An 18,433-nucleotide genomic window follows, 5' to 3' on the forward strand; every position below is an offset into this window, starting at 1 on the left:
CGTCATGGATACGATTAGCATCGCCGCATCCACTCGCGCGCACCTGGTCGGAAACTACGCCAGGCTGCGCCAACGCCTGGCCCGCCGCCTGGGATGCGTGGACCTGGCCGCCGACTGTCTGCACGACGTGTGGCTCAAGCTGTCGCGGCCCGTCGAAGCCGACGTGGCGAATGCCGACGCCTACGTATGGCGGATGCTGTGCCATACGGCCACCGACCACCTGCGATCGCAGCGTCCGTCGGTGTCCCTGGACGATCCGGACATCGACGCCCTCGGACTGGCCGATGCCGGCCGGGGACCGCAGGCGGCCGTCGAGGCCCGCTCCGAGCTTGCACGGCTGGATCGCGCCCTGGAGGGACTCTCGCGCCGCCAGCGCGCGGTCCTGATCGCCGTGCGCGTCGAGCAGCGCAGCCGGCGCGACGTGGCGGATTGGCTGGGGGTTTCCATCAGGACCGTCGATACGGCGCTGCACGAGGCCTTGGCCCACTGCAGCGCCTACTGCGGCCGCAAGGGGACGGACTCCGCTCTGTCCATCCTCGAATAGTTCACCCCCGCGGGGGAATTACTTGCCCCGGCTGGCCTTGCTCACATACAGCGCCAGCGCCTCGATATCCGCGTCGCTCATGGTGGCCTTGAACGACGGCATGCTGCCGATGCCGTCGCGCAGCGCGCGGGCAACGCGGGGAGCGTCGGGTTGCAATTCGTCCAGCACGGGGCCGATGGTGCCTTCGGCACCGGCATCCTTGAGGGTGTGGCACACGGCGCAGGCCGGGGTGGCGGTGGTGAACAGTTTCTTGCCGCGCGCCATTTGCGCGGCGTCGTCGGCGGCATGCGCCGTGGTGGCGGCCAGGGCCGAGAAGGCCAGCGTACAGAAGGTAAGGACGTTCTTCATGTCTAGAGTGTTGGCTTGAGGAGAGACATGCCCCGGGGAGTGCCCCGGGGCGTACCGCCGCCTAGGCGACGGTGATGGTGACGGCGTGATCGGCCCAACTGGTGTTGTTGTAGCCGCTCTGGTTTTCACCGCGCGTTTCGGGCTGGACGTTGCCCTGGTCGTCGGTGGCGCGGCTGGCCAGCACGTGCTTGCCCTTGGGCAGGGTGGCCTGCAGCACGAACTGGCGCCAGGCGTACTTGCCCATGTCGGGGCCCACCAGGCGTGCGGCGCGCCAGGTCTTGCCGCCGTCCAGCGAGACTTCCACGCCCTTGATGCCATGCAGACCGCCGAAGGCCACGCCGTGGATCTGCACGGTGCCGGCCGCCTGGGTGCCGTCCTCGGGAACGGGGCTGTTGATCCAGGACTTGACGCTCATCTCCTGCACCGAGGGCTGGCTGGGGTCGCCCTTGCCGCCCGGGGGCGTGATGCGGTAGCCGTGCGACATGATGCGGGCGTCGCTTTCCTTGGGGGTGAAGGCGAGCTGCTTGATGTACTTGATGTTGTTGACGCCGGTGTAGCCGGGCACGATCAGGCGCAACGGGCCGCCGTGGGCCAGGGGGATGGGCTCGCCGTTCAGTTCCCAGGCCAGGATGGCGTCCTGCATGGCGGCGACGGGAACGGAGCGTTCGACGATGACGGTCTTGGGGTCGATGCCGGCCGGCAGCACTTCGCCGCCGGTGCCGGTCATGTAGGGCACGCCGTCGATCAGGCCGCCCAGGGCCTGGACGACGTCGCGCACGGGCACGCCGCTCCAGGTCACGCAGCCGGCGGCGCCGACCGTCCAAGGAGTGCCGCTGGGCTTGCTGGGGAAGAAGCCGCGGCCGTTGCCCGAGCATTGCAGCACCATGGTGACGGTCTCCAGCCCCAGGGTCTTGAGCTCGCGCAGGCTCAGGGTCCTGGGCTGCTTGACGCCGGCGACCTGCAGTTGCCAGGCGTCGCGGTCGGCCACGATGGATTCGGAGGGCGTGGGCAGGTTGTTGCGTACGTACAGCTGGTTGGTGGGCGTGACCACGCTGGTGCCGAAGGCGCTGCGCTTGGTTTCGATGGTGGTGCTGCTGTGCACGACGACCGCGTCGGCGTTCTTCCAGCCGGCGTAGCCGGGCAGGGGTTTGGCCGCCGCGGGGGCGGCGGCGGCCTGGGCCAGGGCCTGGCCGTGCAGGCCCGCCAGTCCGGCGGTCGCGGCCACGGTGGCGCCGCCCGCGAGCAGGCGGCGGCGGGGCAGGGAGGTGGGGGTGGTGTCTTGCATGGTCTCTCCTTGTTGTTGTGGATGAGAACGGGAAATCAGGACGCGGGGGCGGTTTCGGGTTGCCCCAGCGCGCGCGAGGCCACGGACAGGGCCTGTTTCTTCTGGGCGATGAGTATCAGCGGGCGGCCTTCGTGCGAGCGCACGACTTTCCAGTAGGTGTTGGCCCACCAGCCCTCGCCGTCGGGAATCTGCTGGAACTGCTCGAAGGACAGCACGGTGACGATGCCGCCTTTCTCGAAGAAGGTGGTCAGGTGGTAGGCGCGTTCCCGGCCGATGTCGCAGGGGCGCATCAACTGGATGTAGCCGGGCAGCGCCTGCTGCGGCGGGAGGTCCAGGTGGCGCGCCATTTCCGTGGCGGGCAGGAAGCTGCCGCGCAGCGTGCGCTCGTAGTATTCGTGCTCGATGGCCGAGCGCACCAGTTCGGGCGGGCGCATGGCGAAGACGGCGCCGGCCGCCGAGCCGGCGACCAGCACGGCTGCCAGCATGCCGCGCAGGCCGCGCCGCGCGTGCCAGGGCGTGTGGCGCAGGAGGTGCGCGGGCGGATCGCCCGGTTCGAACGCCAGGGCCAGCTCGGCGCGGGCGCGCAGGTCGAATTCCGTGTCTTGGAGGCTGTCGTCGCAATTCATGGGGTTTGTTTTCGCAGCGGTATGACACTGGCCGCCGTGTCCGGCGCGGCAGGGCGCGGGGGAGCTTGCAGGGCGGCCTTCAAGGCATCGCGGGCGCGCGCCAGGCGCGACAGCACGGTGCCGGGCGCGATGTCCAGCGCCTCGGCCATCAGGGCCGTGGGCATGTCGTCGAAGTAGTACAGCACCAGCACTTCGCGGTGGATGGGGGCGATGCGGGACAGGGCCTTGACCACGTCAAGTTGCTCGTCCAGCGCATGGGCGCGGGGGTCGGCTTCTTCCTCGACCCGGCCGTCCCCTTGCAGGCTCGTCTGGGCCGGATCGAGATTGCGGAAGGCATGGCGCCGCATGATCTGGAACAGCCAGGCGCGCGCCATGGCCGGATCGCGCAACTGGTGGCGAAAGCGCCAGGCGCTGGTGAAGCAGTCCTGCACCACGTCCTCGGCGATCGCCCGGGAGCCGGTCAGGGCCCAGGCGCTGCGCAGCAGGAAACGATAGTGTTCGCGCACCCATTGGTTGTAGCGCGACTCGGCGGAAGAGATCATGTCGTACAAGAGCGCGCCGGGCGGGGTTTCATTCCCTCCGGCGAGGGTAAGGGTATTCCCTGACGAGACATCACGCCCCCGGCATCACGATGCGGGCTCCCTTCCAGACGCCATCGGCCACCAGCGCCTCGCACTGCGTCCGCAGCATCCGCAGGAATTGCCACAGTCCGGTCGTCATGGAGCGGTTGTTCGCATAGGCGATGACGAGCCGGCGCGACAGGTCGGGCTTGCGGATGGGCAGCGCCGCGAGCCGGCCTGTCTCGACCTCGTCGTGCACGCCGGAGAAGGGCAGCACCGTGCAGGCCAGATCCGTCATCGGCATCTGCTTGGTCAGCGTGAGCGAAGTGTCGAACTCGTGGCGCACGTCCAGGCGCACCCGGTGCACCGCCGCCTGGTCTTCCAGCAACTCGCGCAAGCCGTGGGGGCGGCTGGGCAGGGACAGGGGGAAATCCCCCAACTGCGAGAAGCTGACGGATTTCTTGTTGCGGGCTCGAGCGGGCGTCATGACCAGGCATAGCTCTTCGTCCATCAGCGGGTCGGCATGCAGGCCCGCGATCGGGATCATCGTATAGAGCAGCGCGAAGTCCAGGTGTCCCCGGTGCAGGGAGTCGACCAGGGCGCGATGGAAGCCTTCGACGACGTGCATGCGCAGGGTCGGCAGCGTCGTCCTTACAGTGCTCAGGAGCCGTGGGCCCAGGATGTTGGCGATGGATGGCGGCAGGCCCATGGTGACCTGGCGCAGGCCGGCATCCTCGACTTCCGCCATGGCAAGCCGGCGTCCGTTCAGCAACTGCTCGAAGCCCGGCAGCACGGCTTCGTAAAGGCGCCGCCCCGCCGCCGTCAGCGTCACGCCCCGGCCCACGCGCTCGAACAGGCGGGCATGCATCTCCCGTTCCAGTTTCAGGACGTGGCGGCTGAACGTCGGCTGGCTGACTCCGGCGCTGAGCGCGCCGCGCGAGAGCGATCCCGCCTGCGCGGCCAGCACGAAGAAGTGCAGCGACGTGAAGTCGGCGTTCTGGAGTTCACCGAATTTCATGGCCGGCGCCTTTATTCGATAGTGAATAACAAGTATACGAATTTGCATGCCATGGCGGCTCGCGGCCCAGTAGAGTGGGAGCCACAACACAAAGCACAGGAGACATGCCATGGCCTTCATCCGGGTACTCGTCATGCTTGGCGCATTGGCCGTGTTCAACCATGCCGCACAGGCCCAGGACTACCCGGACAGGCCCTTGCGCCTGGTCGTCCCGTTCTCGGCCGGCGGCGTCACCGATCTGGTGGCGCGGATCTACGCCGGCGAACTGGGCAAGGGGCTGGGGCAGACGGTGGTGGTGGAGAACAAGACGGGCGCGGCCGGCGCGGTCGCCATGGATGCGGTCAAGCAGGCGGCGCCGGACGGCTACACCCTGATGCTGGCGACGATAGGCACCCAGGCCCTCAACCCCGCGCTGCTGCCGAACCTGCGCTATGCGCCGGGCGACCTGGACTACGTGACCATGCTGACCACCGTGCCGCAACTGCTGGTGGTGAACGCGAAGTCGCCGATACGCACGGTGGCCGAACTCGTGGACCATGCGAAAAAGCATCCGGGCAAGCTGTCCTACGGTTCGTCGGGCATCGGTTCCGCGCCGCACCTGGCGGTCGAGATTTTCGCCTCGCGGGCCGGTTTCCGGGCCGTGCACGTGCCCTATCGGGGCAGTTCGCAATCGATCACGGACCTGATCGCGGGGCAGCTCGATTTCATGATCGATCCCGTGACGACGACCCTGCCGTACATCCATTCCGGGAAACTGCGGGCGCTGGCCGTATCGACGCCCCAGCGCCTGCCCGCGCTGCCGGACCTGCCGACCATCGCGGAGTCCGGATATGCCGACTATGACGTGGGCGTGTGGAACACCATCGCGGTGCTCAACGGTACGCCGCGCCCCATCGTCAAGCGCCTGGCCGCGGAATCGGCCCGTATCCTGGCTTCCGAGCCCGTACGCAAGCGGCTGCTGGAGGTGGGCGCGGTGCCCGTTCCGGCGTCGCCGGACGAGACCCGCGCGTTCGTGGAGCGGGAGCAGGCCAAGTACCTGCAGATCGTCCGCGATGCCAACCTGAAGGTGGAATAGGCATGGATCTCGGTCTGCAAGGACGCCGTGCCCTGGTGTGCGCGGCCAGCAGCGGCCTCGGGCTGGCCTGCGCGCAGGCGCTGGCCGGCGAGGGCGTGGAGGTGGTCATCGTCGGAAGGGACCCGGCCCGGCTGGACGCCGCGGCGCGGCACATCGCCGGCACCGGCGCCAGGGCGGCGGTGACGACCGTCGTCGCCGATCTGTCGGATCCACGGGTATGCGGCGAGCTGCCGAGCCGCACCGGCGTTCCGGACATCCTCGTCACCAATGGCGGCGGGCCGCCGGTACGGCATGACGCGACCGGCATCGACGGCGCGCTGTGGGAATCGGCGATGAACGGCCTCTTCCATGGTCCCAGGGCATTGATCGGCGCTTGTGTGGACGGGATGCGTGCGCGGGGCTTCGGCCGCATCGTCAACATCTCTTCCGCCGCGGTGCTGAGTCCGCGCTCCGGATTCGCGCTGTCGGTGTCGCCCCGCGCGGCGCTCATCGCCTTCTGCGACCTGCTGGCGCGCGAGGTCGCGCCGTACGGCGTGACGGTGAACCATCTGCTGCCGCACAGCATCGAGACACAAAGGCTGCGCGACAACCTGGCGGCCGAGGCCGCCAATCTGGGAATCGGCGCGGACGAGCTGCGCGCACGCCGCGTGGCCTCGATTCCCGTGCGGCGAGCGGGCCGGCCACAGGAGCTCGGCGCCTATTGCGCATTCCTGTGCGGCGCGCAGGCAGGCTATGTGACGGGGCGCAGGCACGTCATCGACGGTGGGACCTATATCTGATGGAGATGGAAACGATGAACGACTCCGCGGCGGCATCGCCGAGCGGCGGCGAGCTGCTGGTGCGTTGCCTGATCGAGCAGCGGGTGGACCTGGCCTTCTGCGTGCCGGGCGAAAGCTACCTGGATGCGCTGGATGCCCTGTTCGAACAGCGCGGGCGGCTGCGCCTGATCGTGTGCCGCCACGAGGCGGCGGCCGCCAACATGGCCGAGGCCTACGGCAAGCTGACCGGCAAGCCGGGCGTGTGCTTCGTCACGCGCGGGCCTGGCGCCACGCATGCCAGCATCGCCGTGCATACCGCGCACGAGGACGAGACGCCGCTGGTGCTGTTCGTCGGGCAGGTCGCGCGCGGGCACATGGGCCGCGGTGCCTTCCAGGAGGTCGATTACCGCGCCATGTTCGGCGGCATGGCGAAATGGGTGGCCGAGGTGGATGATCCGGCCCGGCTGCCCGAGATCGTCGCTCGCGCCTTCCAGGTCGCGGCCGGCGGCCGGCCCGGTCCGGTCGTGCTGGCGCTGCCGGAGGATGTGCTGGAAGCGCGAACCCCCGCTCCCGTCGCGCCGTCGCGCGCGTGGTCGCGGCTCGGCATCGAACCGACGGCGGCCGCGCTGGCCCAGGTGCATGGCGAACTGGCGCGCGCCCGCAAGCCACTGCTGGTCGTGGGCGGCGGCGGGTGGAGCGCGCAGGCGTCCGAAGCCCTGGCCGACTTCGCGCGAACCCTGCGGCTGCCGGTCGTGGCCGAGTTCCGCTGCCAGGACTACCTGGACAATCGCCACGACAGCTATGCCGGCGACCTGGGGCTGTCGACCAATCCGGCGCTGGCGGCCCGCGTGCGCGACAGCGACCTGCTGCTGGTGCTGGGCGGCCGGTTGTCGGAAGCCTTGACCGGCGGCTATCGGCTGGTCGACGTGCCTCGGCCGCGCCAGCGGATGATCCATGTGCATGCCGACGTCGATGAGCTGGGCCGCGTCTACCAGGCCGACGTCCTCGTGCCCGCGACGCCGGAGGCTTTCCTGCGTGCGGCGCTGGCGGCCCGCCAGCCGTCGCTCGCGGCGGATCCTTCATGGCAGGACTGGACGCGCGCGGCCCGGTCCGATTATCTGCGCTTCCTCGCGCCCACGCGGGAAGGTGGCACCGTCGACATGGCCCAGGTCGTGGCCACCCTGGACCAGGAACTCGCACCCGATGCCATCGTGACCAACGGCGCGGGCAACTACACCACCTGGCTGCACCGGCACTACCGCTACAAGCATTTCCGCGGCCAGCTCGCGCCGCTGAACGGCGCCATGGGCTACGGCCTGCCCGCGGCCATCGCGGCCAAGATCCACGAGCCGCGGCGACAGGTCGTGTGCCTGGCGGGCGACGGCTGCTTCCTGATGAACGTGCAGGAACTGGAGACGGCCGTCCGCTACAACGCCGCCATCGTCGTCGTGGTGGTGGCCAACGGCTCGTACGGCACGATCCGCGCCCACCAGGAGCGGCGCTTTCCCGGGCGGGTCTACGCGACCGACATCGGCAACCCCGATTTCGTGGCGCTGGCCCGCTCCTTCGGATTGTCCGCCGAGCGGGTCACGCGCCACGAGGACTTCGCGCCGGCGCTGCGGCGGGCGCTGGACGCGGGCGTGCCGAGCCTGATCGAGCTGCCCACCGAGATCGAACACCTCAGCGCCCAAAGCCGGCTGTCAGCCGTCCGCGATCGCGCGCTCGCCGCGGCGCGCCAGCATTCTTCCCAACCCCAGGTTCCAGGAACGCCAGCATGATTCCCAATCCTCTCGTCAAGAAACTCGCCGCTTCGCAGACCGTCCTGGGCGTCGCGGTGCGCCAGGCCCGCACCGTGGACATCGCGCGGATCATGAAGACCGCGGGCTACGATTTCCTGTTCATCGACACGGAACACACCCCCGTGCCGGCCGACGTCGTGAGCCAGATCTGCCAGGCCGCCCTGGGTTCGGGTATCGCGCCCATCGTGCGCACGCCCAACCTCGAGCGCGTCCACGCCATCCACGCGCTGGACAGCGGCGCGCAAGGCCTGGTGTTTCCCCACGTGGAGAACGCCGACGAGGCGCGGCACATCGTCGACATCTGCCGCTATGCGCCGGCGGGCCACCGCTCCATGGCCTATGGCCTGCCGCACGTCGAGTTCGCCAGCCACGACCCTCGCGAGCTGATGGACTTCGTGAACCGCGAAACGCTGATCGCCGTCATGCTGGAGACGCCCGAGGCCATCGAGCGCTGCGAGGAGATCGCGGCCGTGCCGGGCATAGACATCCTTCACGTGGGCACGCAGGACCTGTCGGCCGAGATGGGCATCCCGGGCGAGGTGGGCGCGCCGGCCGTCGCGCAGGCCATCGAGCGGGTATCGCGCGCCTGCGCGGCCCATGGCAAGGTGCTGGGCGTGGGCGGGTGCTACGACCCCGAGTTCATCCGGCGCTACGTCACCCAGGCGCGAGCCCGGTTCTTCGTGGTCGGCAGCGACCTCGGCTACCTGCTGGGCGCCGCCCGCGCGCAGTCCGCCAAGGTGCGCGCGTCGCTGGAAACCCTGGGCTGAACGGCCATGGCCGAGGAGCAAACCATCATGCACGACATCCACGAACGGCTCCGGTCCGCCGGCGCCAGCACCGTGTGCGCGGTACTGGACATGCTGGGCGCCACCGGCACCATCACCGGGCTGCCGGCCATCCGCCCCGGCGGATCGTTCGCGGGGCCGGCCTTCACCGTGCAGGCTTCGACGGGGCCGCTCGGCACTTACGACCCGGGCGATTTCGACATCGCGCAGTATGCGGACCAGGCCGGCGCGGGGCAGGTGATCGCGATCGACGCGGGCGGCGCGCGCGTCTCGCTGGCGGGGGGCATCGCGGCGCTGGCCAGCGCGCGGCGCGGCGTCGCCGCCTGGGTGGTCGACGGCGGCATGCGCGACGTGGACGAGCTGGGGGAAGCCGGCATTCCCATCCACGTACGCCATGGGGTGGCCGTCACCGGCCGCACCCGGGTCCGCATCGAACGGGTCAACGGTCCCATCGTCATCGATGGCGTTTCCGTCCAGCCCATGGACGTGCTGGTCGGCGATGCAAGCGGGATCGCCTGCGTGCCGGCGCGCCGGCTCGCTCAGGTGGCGGCCATGGCGGACTGGATCGCCGGCCGTGACCGGATCGCGGGCCGTCTGGTCCGGGAAGGGCTCTCGTTTTCCCGCGCCTTCAAGGAAGCGACCGCGGAGTACACGGCCTTGCATGGGCCACTGGAAAACTGAGCCCGCTCAAACTTTTCACTGGCCGAAAACTCTCAAAACTCGCCTTGATGGCGCGGGACGCCGGGGTGCATCCTCTTTGGCGAGACGGCCTGAACGCCTGCCGCGCCCCGCGATACCAGCCAGGGTATTCCCCGTCTCCAGCGACGTGCCTCCGACGTGTCGGGCGCGCCTCGCCTGCATTCATCGAAAAAAAAGCGGAGCCCGCTTCCCGCGGGCTTCTCGATACGCTGAACACAGCACACGGAGACGACGATGAAACCTTACGCATCCCCCCGCGCATGCGCCACGCTGGCCGCGCTGCTACTAGCCCTGCAGAGCGCCGCCGCGCAGGCGGAGGAATCCTGGCCCAGCAAGCCCGTCCGCGTGATCATGCCCTTCGCCGCCGGCGGCAGTTCCGACCTGGTCGGACGGCAGGTGGCGCAAAGCCTGAGCGCGCACTACGGCCAGCAGTTCGTGGCCGAGAACCGCGCGGGCGCCGGCGGCAACATCGGCGTCGATGCGGTGGCCAAGTCCGCGCCGGACGGCTATACCCTCGGCATCGGCACGTCCGGTCCGTTGGCCAACAACAAGTCGCTGTACCACCCCATGCCGTTCGACGCCGAGAAGGACCTGACGCCGATCGCGCTGGTCGGCGAGATCCCCGTCGTGATCGCGGTCAACCCGGCGGTGAAGGCCACTACCCTGGCCGAGTTCGTCGCCTTGAGCAAGTCGTCCGCCAATGCGGTGACGGTTTCCAATCCGGGCAACGGCACCATCGGCCACCTGGCCACCGAGTACCTGAGCATCCAGACCGGGGCGAAGCTCCAGCCGGTGCCGTACAAGGGCGATTCGCCGGCCATGGTGGATGCGATGAGCGGCTCGGTCTCGGCGGTCGTGGCACCGGTCACGTCACTGATTCCCAATATCCAGGCCAACAAGCTCAGGGCGCTGGCGGTGATGTCCAAGACGCGGTTCCCGGGCCTGCCCGACGTGCCCACGGCCAACGAGCAGGGCGTCAAGCTGGAAGCCACGGTATGGAGCGCCATGGTCGGGCCCGCCGGCCTGCCCAAGTCCATCGTCTCGTCGCTGAACGCCGAGATCAACAAGTACACGGCGTCGCCGGAAGGCAAGGCCAAGCTGAACTCGCTGGGCATGGTGCCGCTGTCGGGCACGCCCGAACAATTGCGCGAGCTGATGAGGAACGAGGCGACGAAGTGGCAGGAAGTCGTCAAGTCGGCACGGATCTCGATCGAATGACCATGAACACGCTGCAGTTCTATATCGACGGCGCCTGGGTGGATCCGGTGGCGCCGAGAAACCTGGAAGTCGTGAACCCGGCGACAGAGGAAAGCTTCGCGCGCATCAGCCTGGGGTCGCCCGAAGACGTGGAGCGGGCCGTGCGCGCTGCCCGGCGGGCGTTTCCGGCCTATGCCGCGACCAGCGTGCAGGAGCGCCTGGGGTGGCTGGAACGGATCGTCGCGGGCTTTCGCGCGCGGCTGCCGGAGCTGGCGCAGGCGATGACGATGGAGATGGGGGCGCCCATCACGTTCTCCACCGAACGCCAGGCCACCGTTGCGCTGTTCCACTTCGAAGAGGCGCTGCGCGTACTGGCCGGCTACCCGTTCGAGGAGCGCATGGGCAGCGGCATCGTCCGGCGCGAGCCCATCGGCGTCTGCGGACTGATCACGCCGTGGAACTGGCCGCTCAACCAGGTAGCCTCCAAGGTCGCGCCGGCGCTGGCCACCGGATGCACCGTCGTCCTCAAGCCCAGCGAGATCGCGCCGCTCAGTTCGCTGTTGTTCGCCCAGATCGTGCACGAGGCGGGCCTGCCGCCGGGTGTCTTCAACCTGGTCAACGGCGACGGACCGACCGTGGGCGAGGCGATCGCCGCCCATCCCGCGATCGACATGGTGTCGTTCACCGGGTCCACGGGGGCGGGGGTGAGAGTCGCCAAGCTGGCGGCCGATACCGTCAAGCGCGTGGCGCAGGAACTGGGCGGCAAGTCCGCCAACATCATCCTGCCCGACGCCGACATCCGTGCCGCGGTGGTCGCGGGCGTGCATGCGTGCAACACGAACGCCGGCCAGAACTGCCAGTCGCCCACCCGCATGCTGGTCCCGCGCGATCGGCGCGACGAGGTGTTCGCGGCGGCACGCGACGCGGTGGCGGCGATACGCCTGGGCGATCCGATGGACCCGGCTTCCACGATGGGACCCCTGGTCAGCCAGGCGCAGTTCGACAAGGTCCAGCAATTGATCCAGTCGGGCGTGGACGAGGGCGCCACCCTGGTGGCCGGGGGCGCCGGGCGTCCGCCCGGCCTCGAGCGCGGCTACTACGTGCGGCCCACGGTGTTCGGCGACGTGACGCCCGACATGCGGATCGCGCGCGAGGAGATCTTCGGCCCCGTGCTGTCCATCATGAGCTACGACGACGAGGACCAGGCCATCGCCATCGCCAACGATACGCCGTTCGGGCTGGCGGGGTTCGTGCAGTCGCCGGACCTGGAGCGGGCCCGGCGCGTGGCCAACGCGATCCGTGCCGGCCGCGTCTATCTGAACGGCGCGCCATTCGATCGCAGCCTGCCCTTTGGCGGCTACAAGCAGTCCGGCAACGGACGCGAATTCGGGGTCTTCGGATTCGAGGAATATCTCGAGGTGAAGGCCATACTCGGCTACGGAAACTGATTCATGACGACTGCTGCAATGCATTCCGCCGCGAACGGCGGGGAGGCCCGCTGTTTCGAGGATTTCCAGGTGGGAGAGCGCTGGATTAGCGAGCCCACGGTGATCACCGAGGAAGAGATCATCGCCTTCGCCCGCGCCAATGATCCCCAACCCATGCACATGGACCCGGAAGCCGCGCGCGCAGGCCCTTTCGGCACGCTGATCGCGAGCGGCTGGCAGATCGCCGCGCTGTCGATGCGCGTATTCCTGCAGGCGGGCGGCTATGGCAAGACCCCCATGGTGGGCATGGGCCTGGACGAATTGCGCTGGACGAAACCCGTGAAGGCCGGCGACACGCTGGTGGTCGAGCGCGAGGTCATCGAGACCGTGCGGTCGAAGTCGCGCCCCGGCATGGGCATGATCCGCACGCGCGTCACGGTGCGCAACCAGGACGGCGATGCCGTGATGTCGCTGGTGTCGCTCGGCAGGGTGCCGGCGCGCGCGCAGGCCTGACAGTTTGAAAAAGCCCCTTTGGGGGCAGCGCCGCGGAGCGGCAAGCGTGAGGGCATTTTTCAAGGGAGTCGTCATGGTGGTTCTCGACCGTCCCGCCGATCTGAAGGCGTGGATAGGCAAGGAAATAGGGGTCAGCGAATGGCTGGCCATCGATCAGTCGCGCATCGACGATTTCGCCCGCATCTCGGGCGACGATCATTGGCTGCACGTGGACGTCGAGCGCGCTCGGCGCGAGATGCCGGATGGCAAGACCATCGCGCATGGTTTCATGACCTTGTCCTTCATTCCTTATCTGGTCCGCTCGGTCTATGCGATCACGCACCGGGGCCGCGGCCTGAACTACGGCACCAACCGGATCCGCTTCGTCAACCCGGTCCAGGTCGGCGACCGCATCCGCCTGCGCCAGCGCATCAAGGCGGTCGAGCGCGGCGAGGGGGGCGGGCAGGAAGGCGCCACGCGCGTGGTGTCGGACTGCACCATCGAGATCGAAGGCAAGGAGCGCCCGGCGCTGGTCGCCGAGTTCCTGATGCTGGTCTATGACGAGTGACGCCGCCATGACCCAGAACGTGCACGACATCATGGCGCGGCAGGCCCGGCAGCCTTTCGTCGACTTTCCTTCCCTGATCGCCCGCCACGCGAGCGAGCGGCCCGGCGCGCCCGCCTTCCGCTGCGGCGGCGACACGCTCGACTGGGCCGGACTGGCCCGCGCGACGGAACGCGTCGCGGCCGCCTGCGCGGCCCTGGGCGTCGGACCCGATGGCAAGGTCGCCCTGCTGGCTTCGCCGGGGCTGCGCGCCATCCAGGCGTTCTTTGGCGTGGTACGGGCCGGCGGCTGCGTGGTGCCGCTGGCCACGTCGGCGACGGCGGCGACGCTGATGGGCATGCTGGGCGATTCGGACGCCACGGTGCTGGTGGCCGATGCCGACGCGCGTGAAAGCCTGAAGGCGGTCGAGGCGGAATTGGCCGCGGCCTTGCCCCATCGCCTGGTTGCGCTGGATTTCCAGGCGCCGGGCTGGCTGGGGTGGGACGACTGGCTGGCGCGCGGCGGCCAGCCGCCCGCCGTGGACCACCGGGCCGACCAGGCCTTCAACCTGATCTACAGTTCGGGCACCACCGGCAAGCCCAAGGGCATCCTGCACCTCCATGGAATGCGGTCGCGGCAGGCCAACCGGCGCAGCTTCGGACTGGGGCCGGACAGCGTCATGCTGCTGTCGACGCCGCTGTATTCGAACACCACGTTGCAGCCCATGCTGGCCACGGTGGCCAATGGCGGGTCGACGGTCCTGATGCGCAAGTTCGACGCCGCCGAGTACCTGCGGCTGTGCGCCGCGCACCGGGTCACCCACACCATGCTGGTCCCCGTGCAGTACCAGCGACTGCTGGCGCACGAGGACTTCGCGCGCACGGACCTGTCGTCCTTCGTGCTCAAGCAATGTACCGGCGCGCCGCTCGACGCCAGGGTCAAGTCGCAGATCCTGGCCCGGTGGCCGGGCGGGCTGCGCGAGATCTATGGCATGACCGAGGGCGGATGCAGCTGCGTGCTCGACGCCCATGAGTTTCCGGACAAGCTCGGCACGGTCGGCCGTCCGGCGCCGGACCACGACATGCGCATCGTCGACGACGACGGCCGGGTGCTCGCGCAGGGCGAGGTCGGCGAGATCGTCGGCTGGTCGCCGTACATGATGGCCGGCTACTACAAGCAGCCGCAGGCCACCGAGGCCTTCTACTGGCGCGACGACTCGGGCATCGCCTTTCACCGCAGCGGCGACATCGGCCGCTTCGACGACGAGGGATTCCTGATCCTGCTCGATAGGAAGAAGGACCTGATCATCTCCGGCGGGTTCAACATCTACGCGACCGACCTGGAATCGGTGGCCGCCGCCCATCCCGAGGTGGCCGACGTGGCGGTCATCGGCATTCCCAGCGAGCAATGGGGCGAGACGCCGCTGGCGCTGGTCGTGCTCAAGCCGGGCAGCACGCTGGACCCGGAGGCGCTGCGGTCGTGGGTGAACGGCCAGGTCGGGCGCACCCAGCGGCTGGCCGCCGTGGAATATCGAAGCGAACTGCCGCGTTCGGCGCTGGGCAAGCTGCTCAAGCGTGAGCTGCGCCAGCCTTACTGGACATGAAAGGGGCAAGCATGGAACAAGTCTGCCTGGTGACCGGCGCGACCGGCCGCAACGGCGCGGGGTCGGCCACCATCAAATTCTTCGCCAAGCAGGGCTGGCGCGTCGTCGTCAACTACTCGCGGGACGAGGCGGCGGCGCAGGAGGTGGCGGCCGAGTGCCGCTCGCTGGGCGCGGCCGACGTGCTCGTGGCCCGCGCCGACGTGACCAGCGACGACGCCTGCCGCGCCATGGCGCGCGACATCGAGCAGCGCTGGGGGCGACTGGACGCGCTGGTCAACAACGCGGCCGTGACCACCTTCAACGACCACAAGAATCTGGACGGCCTGTCGTTCGAGGACTTCCAGCGGGTGTTCGCGGTCAACGTATCGGGCGTCTACGTCGTCACGCGGGCCATGGCCGCACTGCTGCGGCGTACGGGCAATGCCTCGGTGGTGAACATCTCGTCGGTGGGCGGATTGCGCGGCACCGGGTCCAGCATGGCCTACGCCGCGTCCAAGAGCGCGCTCAACGCCATGACGTTCTCGTTCGCCCGCGTGCTGGCGCCCGAGGTCCGCGTCAACGCGCTGCTGCCCGGGTTCATCGAAGGCGACTGGCTGATCAACGGCATGGGGCGCGAGCGCTACGAGGCCGTGCGGGCGGCGCTGATCGCCAAGAACCCGCTCAAGTCGGTGCAGACCCCGGACGAGATCGCCGAGGCCGTCTGGTGGCTGGTGCATGGCCCGGCCGCGCTGACCGGGGAACTGGTGCAGCTGGACGCGGGGGGGCGGCTGGTGGTGTAGCGGCCGTGCCCCGCGTCACGAGGCGAGTCAGGAGCAGTTGTAGCTGCTCGCCACGAGCGGATTGCCGCTGACGTAGCGGGCCTGCTGCGGGTACAGGCAGAGAGGCCAGGTCTTGGGTGGCGAACCCTCGGCCGATGCCTTGCTCGATATTTCCAGCCGCGCCGGCGCAATGCCTTTCTCGACCCAATCCGTCAGGGCCCTGTATAGCTGATCATTGGTGGGCAGCGGCGGGGCAGCGTCGGCATTGGGACTGCCGTTGACGAAGCCATGGAACATTCCCGGCACGAGATAGAAACGGTAGAAACCCTGGATCGCGTCGTACCCTCCCATGGCCCGCATCACCCGGTTGTAGTAGTGCATCGATCCGCCCGGCTTGATCAGGGAGTCCGCCAATCCGTGATACATCAGGAGCTTGGTCCCATGGTCGCGCAGCGCCGAGAGGTCGGGCGTGTCGGTGTTGATGAATGCGAACTGTTCCTGCAGCGCGAGGCCGCGATCATAGGCGTATGCCAGCCAGTCGTGGGTGAAGGTCCTCCACAGATCACGTCCGTCGCCTCTCGCGTTGATGAAGCTGGCAGGAGCGTAGGCGCCGTTCTCCAGTTGCAGCGCCACTTGCGACGCACTGTTCGGCGTAGGCCCGCGCAGGAAGTTGGCCAGGCTCGAACCGCGCGGAGGTCCGTACCAGCGCTGTCCGGCTGCCAGGGATACGCTCCAGCCGTTGTCCGCTTCCGGTGAAGGGGCGGTGCCGTCGTCGGTCTGGCCATACCAGATCTTGTTGAATGCGACCGCTTGCTCGCGGGTGATGCAGGCCGCGCTGGCGTTCGCGCCGCCATCCGCCGCGCACAGTACCGACGGGTCGGTGGTCGGATCATACCGGCACGATGCCGGGTCAGGCACGTAGCCAAGGTGCGTGCCGCCCACCATGTCGCACGCTGCCACGGCAGCCGTCGACACCAACTGCTCCTGCTCCGCTGTGAATCGGTGACCGCCGAGGTCGCGTTCGAATACGACCTGAGGATGCAGGTGGCTGGTACTGAACCGGCTCCAGTTGATGGCTGGCGCGCCGGCCAGAATGCCGTCGAATTGTTCGGGGAATTTCTGGGCCGCCTTCATGCCTTGGCGGCCGCCTGTGGAGAAGCCGTTCCAATAAGTGTGCGCCGCTGCTTTGCCGTAGTAGGCCTTTGCGAGAGCCTTGGTCTTGGTGACCAGCTGGAAAATGCTGCGTTCCGAAAAGTCATTCAGGAGCGCCAGGTTCAGACTGCCATCCGGGTTCATCGCGAACGAGCCGAAATTGGCGGTATTTGCATGGCCGGTGTCGGTGGAAGCCGAGACGGCTCCTTCCTGCTGGGCGACGGTTGCCGGGTTGCCGCCTCCGGCTCCATCCGTGCCGGTACCCGCCAACTGGGTCGTATCCCCGTGGACTCCGCCCGCCCAGCCGCCGCCGCCCTTCAGGTGGATGCGATGGTTCCAGCGGGCGGCGCCAGGCAGCCATACCTCGATGCCAATGCCAGCCGAGGTCGACGGAGCGTCCTTCGGGCCGGCATTGCCGGGGCCGACATTAAGCTTGACCATGCACACGTCAGCGGTGGCGACAGGCGTGCTCGCGGTTGGCGTACCCGAGAGCAGTAGCGGATCGCCTTGCCGGAACTGACGGACCATCAGCACGGTGGTCTGGTCGTCGGGACGAAATCCCGTGCGCAGCGAATCGTCGCACGCGAGGGGTGCCGCCGGGTCTTCCCGCGCAACGTCGTTTCCATCCCCGCCGCCACAACCGGCGATGCCGGCCGATATGGCGAGGCAGCCCGCCCCGCGACGGAGCATCCGCCACGATGGCTGGAGGCTCTTGAAGTCCATGCCTGTCTCCTGTTCTGATGGTATTGCGCCGGCCGATCCAGTGTCTGAAAGGCGAGCGATTGCAGGAAGATTAAGCAAGCTGGAAAATTTAGTCTATTTAATGGCTTTGATAATCTTCAGCGGAAAACGAAATAATGGACATGCGACTGCTCTGCGTTTTCGACGAGGTCTACAAGACACGCAGCGTGTCGCGGGCCGCCGAGAACCTGGAAATTCCGCAGACGTCGGTAAGCCTTGCGCTCGCCCGCCTTCGGCGCCAGTTCAACGACTCCTTGTTCGTAAGAACGTCCGAGGGAATGATGCCTACGCCGCATGCCATGGAACTGCGCGTTCCCTTGCAGCATGCTCTTGAGCTACTGCGCAGCGTCACTCAACAGCGTGTCGTGTTCGACCCTTTGACGTCGAAGCGGCACTTCCGCGTCAGCATGACCGATATAAGCCATCTGGAATTTCTCCCGCGCCTGGTCCGGCGTGTGGAGACCATCGCGCCCCGGATCCACGTCGAAGTGCTGCGCATCGGCCCGGATACGGCATCCCGCCTGGAATCGGGCGAGTCGGATCTGGCCGTCGGCTACATGCCGGCGCTGGAAGCCGGGTTCTACCAGCAGAAGCTGTTCGACGAAGGGTTTGCGTGCGTGGCGCGAAAGAATCACCCGAGGCTGCAGGGGAAGATGACTCGGCAGCTATTCAAGCGCGAACGCCACGTGTCCATTACCGCGCCGGGAACCGGTCATGAGCTGGTCGAGCGCGAACTGAAACGGATCGGGGTGGATCACAGTGTCGTGTTGTCGCTTCACACGTTGCCGGGCCTCGGCAATCTTCTTGCCCACACGGATCTGATCGCGACCGTGCCGGCCCGGGTCGCCCAGACCCTGGCCGGGATCGCGGCGGTGAAACTCATCGCACCGCCGTTTCCATTGCCGGTCTTTGCGATCAAGCAGCATTGGCACGAACGCTTCCATCATGACCCGGCAAACCGATGGTTGCGCTCGTTGATCGCGGAGCTTTTCCTGGAATGACATGCCGCGTGGGCGGCTACG

General features: G+C 68.3%; 19 protein-coding genes. 13 read left to right on the forward strand and 6 right to left on the reverse strand.

Annotated elements, in window-relative coordinates; all coding sequences use genetic code 11:
• Positions 1–4 precede the first annotated feature (4 nt).
• Entirely contained in the window at positions 5–544 is a 540-nt protein-coding gene (locus tag CDO46_RS00960) for an RNA polymerase sigma factor (protein WP_087836706.1), read from the forward strand.
• A gap of 18 nt (positions 545–562) precedes the next feature.
• On the opposite strand, the gene CDO46_RS00965 is transcribed toward CDO46_RS00960, so the two are convergent.
• From CDO46_RS00965 to CDO46_RS27840, 5 genes are all read right to left on the reverse strand, one after another.
• The gene (locus CDO46_RS00965) at positions 563–808 is read right to left on the reverse strand and encodes a cytochrome c (protein ID WP_254914535.1); all 246 of its coding nucleotides are present in this window, start codon (positions 806–808) and stop codon (positions 563–565) included.
• Between the two features lie 145 nt (positions 809–953).
• Positions 954–2,177 carry a sulfite oxidase gene (locus CDO46_RS00970; RefSeq protein ID WP_087836708.1) on the reverse strand — a complete coding sequence of 408 codons (1,224 nt, stop codon included), beginning with the start codon at positions 2,175–2,177 and terminating at the stop codon, positions 954–956.
• Positions 2,178–2,212: 35 nt separating this feature from the next.
• Positions 2,213–2,803, reverse strand: a complete 591-nt coding sequence (locus tag CDO46_RS00975; RefSeq protein ID WP_087836709.1) for a hypothetical protein — start codon at positions 2,801–2,803, stop codon at positions 2,213–2,215.
• A complete protein-coding gene (locus CDO46_RS00980) occupies positions 2,800–3,345 on the reverse strand; it encodes an RNA polymerase sigma factor (protein ID WP_087836735.1) in 546 nt (181 codons plus the stop codon). The genes CDO46_RS00975 and CDO46_RS00980 overlap by 4 nt, the downstream gene beginning before the upstream one ends.
• A gap of 70 nt (positions 3,346–3,415) precedes the next feature.
• Positions 3,416–4,381 carry a LysR family transcriptional regulator gene (locus tag CDO46_RS27840; protein WP_176400625.1) on the reverse strand — a complete coding sequence of 322 codons (966 nt, stop codon included), beginning with the start codon at positions 4,379–4,381 and terminating at the stop codon, positions 3,416–3,418.
• A 109-nt stretch (positions 4,382–4,490) separates the two neighbouring features.
• On the opposite strand from CDO46_RS27840, the gene CDO46_RS00995 reads away from it, so the two are divergent.
• The 11 genes from CDO46_RS00995 to CDO46_RS01045 all read left to right on the forward strand — a co-directional run bounded on the left by CDO46_RS00995 (position 4,491) and on the right by CDO46_RS01045 (position 15,539).
• Entirely contained in the window at positions 4,491–5,456 is a 966-nt protein-coding gene (locus CDO46_RS00995) for a tripartite tricarboxylate transporter substrate binding protein (protein WP_087836711.1), read from the forward strand.
• 2 nt (positions 5,457–5,458) lie between these two features.
• Positions 5,459–6,235 (forward strand): SDR family oxidoreductase, encoded by a 777-nt coding sequence (locus CDO46_RS01000; protein WP_087836712.1) that lies wholly within the window; start codon positions 5,459–5,461, stop codon positions 6,233–6,235.
• 14 nt (positions 6,236–6,249) lie between these two features.
• A complete protein-coding gene (locus CDO46_RS01005) occupies positions 6,250–7,992 on the forward strand; it encodes a thiamine pyrophosphate-dependent enzyme (protein ID WP_087836736.1) in 1,743 nt (580 codons plus the stop codon).
• The gene (locus tag CDO46_RS01010) at positions 7,989–8,780 is read left to right on the forward strand and encodes an HpcH/HpaI aldolase/citrate lyase family protein (RefSeq protein WP_087836713.1); all 792 of its coding nucleotides are present in this window, start codon (positions 7,989–7,991) and stop codon (positions 8,778–8,780) included. The genes CDO46_RS01005 and CDO46_RS01010 overlap by 4 nt, the downstream gene beginning before the upstream one ends.
• Positions 8,781–8,786: 6 nt before the next feature.
• On the forward strand, positions 8,787–9,479 hold the full coding sequence (locus tag CDO46_RS01015) for an RraA family protein (RefSeq protein ID WP_087836714.1): 693 nt from the start codon (positions 8,787–8,789) through the stop codon (positions 9,477–9,479).
• 252 nt (positions 9,480–9,731) lie between these two features.
• Positions 9,732–10,715 carry a tripartite tricarboxylate transporter substrate binding protein gene (locus tag CDO46_RS01020; RefSeq protein WP_087836715.1) on the forward strand — a complete coding sequence of 328 codons (984 nt, stop codon included), beginning with the start codon at positions 9,732–9,734 and terminating at the stop codon, positions 10,713–10,715.
• A complete protein-coding gene (locus CDO46_RS01025) occupies positions 10,712–12,142 on the forward strand; it encodes an aldehyde dehydrogenase family protein (protein WP_217896280.1) in 1,431 nt (476 codons plus the stop codon). The genes CDO46_RS01020 and CDO46_RS01025 overlap by 4 nt, the downstream gene beginning before the upstream one ends.
• A gap of 3 nt (positions 12,143–12,145) precedes the next feature.
• Positions 12,146–12,634: a MaoC family dehydratase gene (locus CDO46_RS01030; protein ID WP_217896281.1), complete on the forward strand. Its 489-nt coding sequence runs from the start codon at positions 12,146–12,148 to the stop codon at positions 12,632–12,634.
• A gap of 73 nt (positions 12,635–12,707) precedes the next feature.
• Positions 12,708–13,181, forward strand: a complete 474-nt coding sequence (locus CDO46_RS01035) for a MaoC family dehydratase (RefSeq protein ID WP_087836717.1) — start codon at positions 12,708–12,710, stop codon at positions 13,179–13,181.
• Between the two features lie 7 nt (positions 13,182–13,188).
• Positions 13,189–14,760, forward strand: a complete 1,572-nt coding sequence (locus tag CDO46_RS01040; protein ID WP_176400626.1) for a class I adenylate-forming enzyme family protein — start codon at positions 13,189–13,191, stop codon at positions 14,758–14,760.
• Between the two features lie 11 nt (positions 14,761–14,771).
• Entirely contained in the window at positions 14,772–15,539 is a 768-nt protein-coding gene (locus CDO46_RS01045; RefSeq protein ID WP_087836719.1) for an SDR family NAD(P)-dependent oxidoreductase, read from the forward strand.
• 27 nt (positions 15,540–15,566) lie between these two features.
• Here CDO46_RS01045 and CDO46_RS01050 read toward each other — a convergent pair whose 3' ends face one another.
• Positions 15,567–17,393 (reverse strand): tannase/feruloyl esterase family alpha/beta hydrolase, encoded by a 1,827-nt coding sequence (locus tag CDO46_RS01050; protein WP_087836720.1) that lies wholly within the window; start codon positions 17,391–17,393, stop codon positions 15,567–15,569.
• A 134-nt stretch (positions 17,394–17,527) separates the two neighbouring features.
• Here CDO46_RS01050 and CDO46_RS01055 point away from each other — a divergent pair, with 134 nt between their 5' ends.
• Entirely contained in the window at positions 17,528–18,412 is an 885-nt protein-coding gene (locus CDO46_RS01055) for a LysR family transcriptional regulator (RefSeq protein WP_087836721.1), read from the forward strand.
• Positions 18,413–18,433: the final 21 nt, after the last annotated feature.

The organism is Pigmentiphaga sp. NML030171 (assembly GCF_002188635.1).
Taxonomy (GTDB): domain Bacteria; phylum Pseudomonadota; class Gammaproteobacteria; order Burkholderiales; family Burkholderiaceae_B; genus Pigmentiphaga; species Pigmentiphaga daeguensis.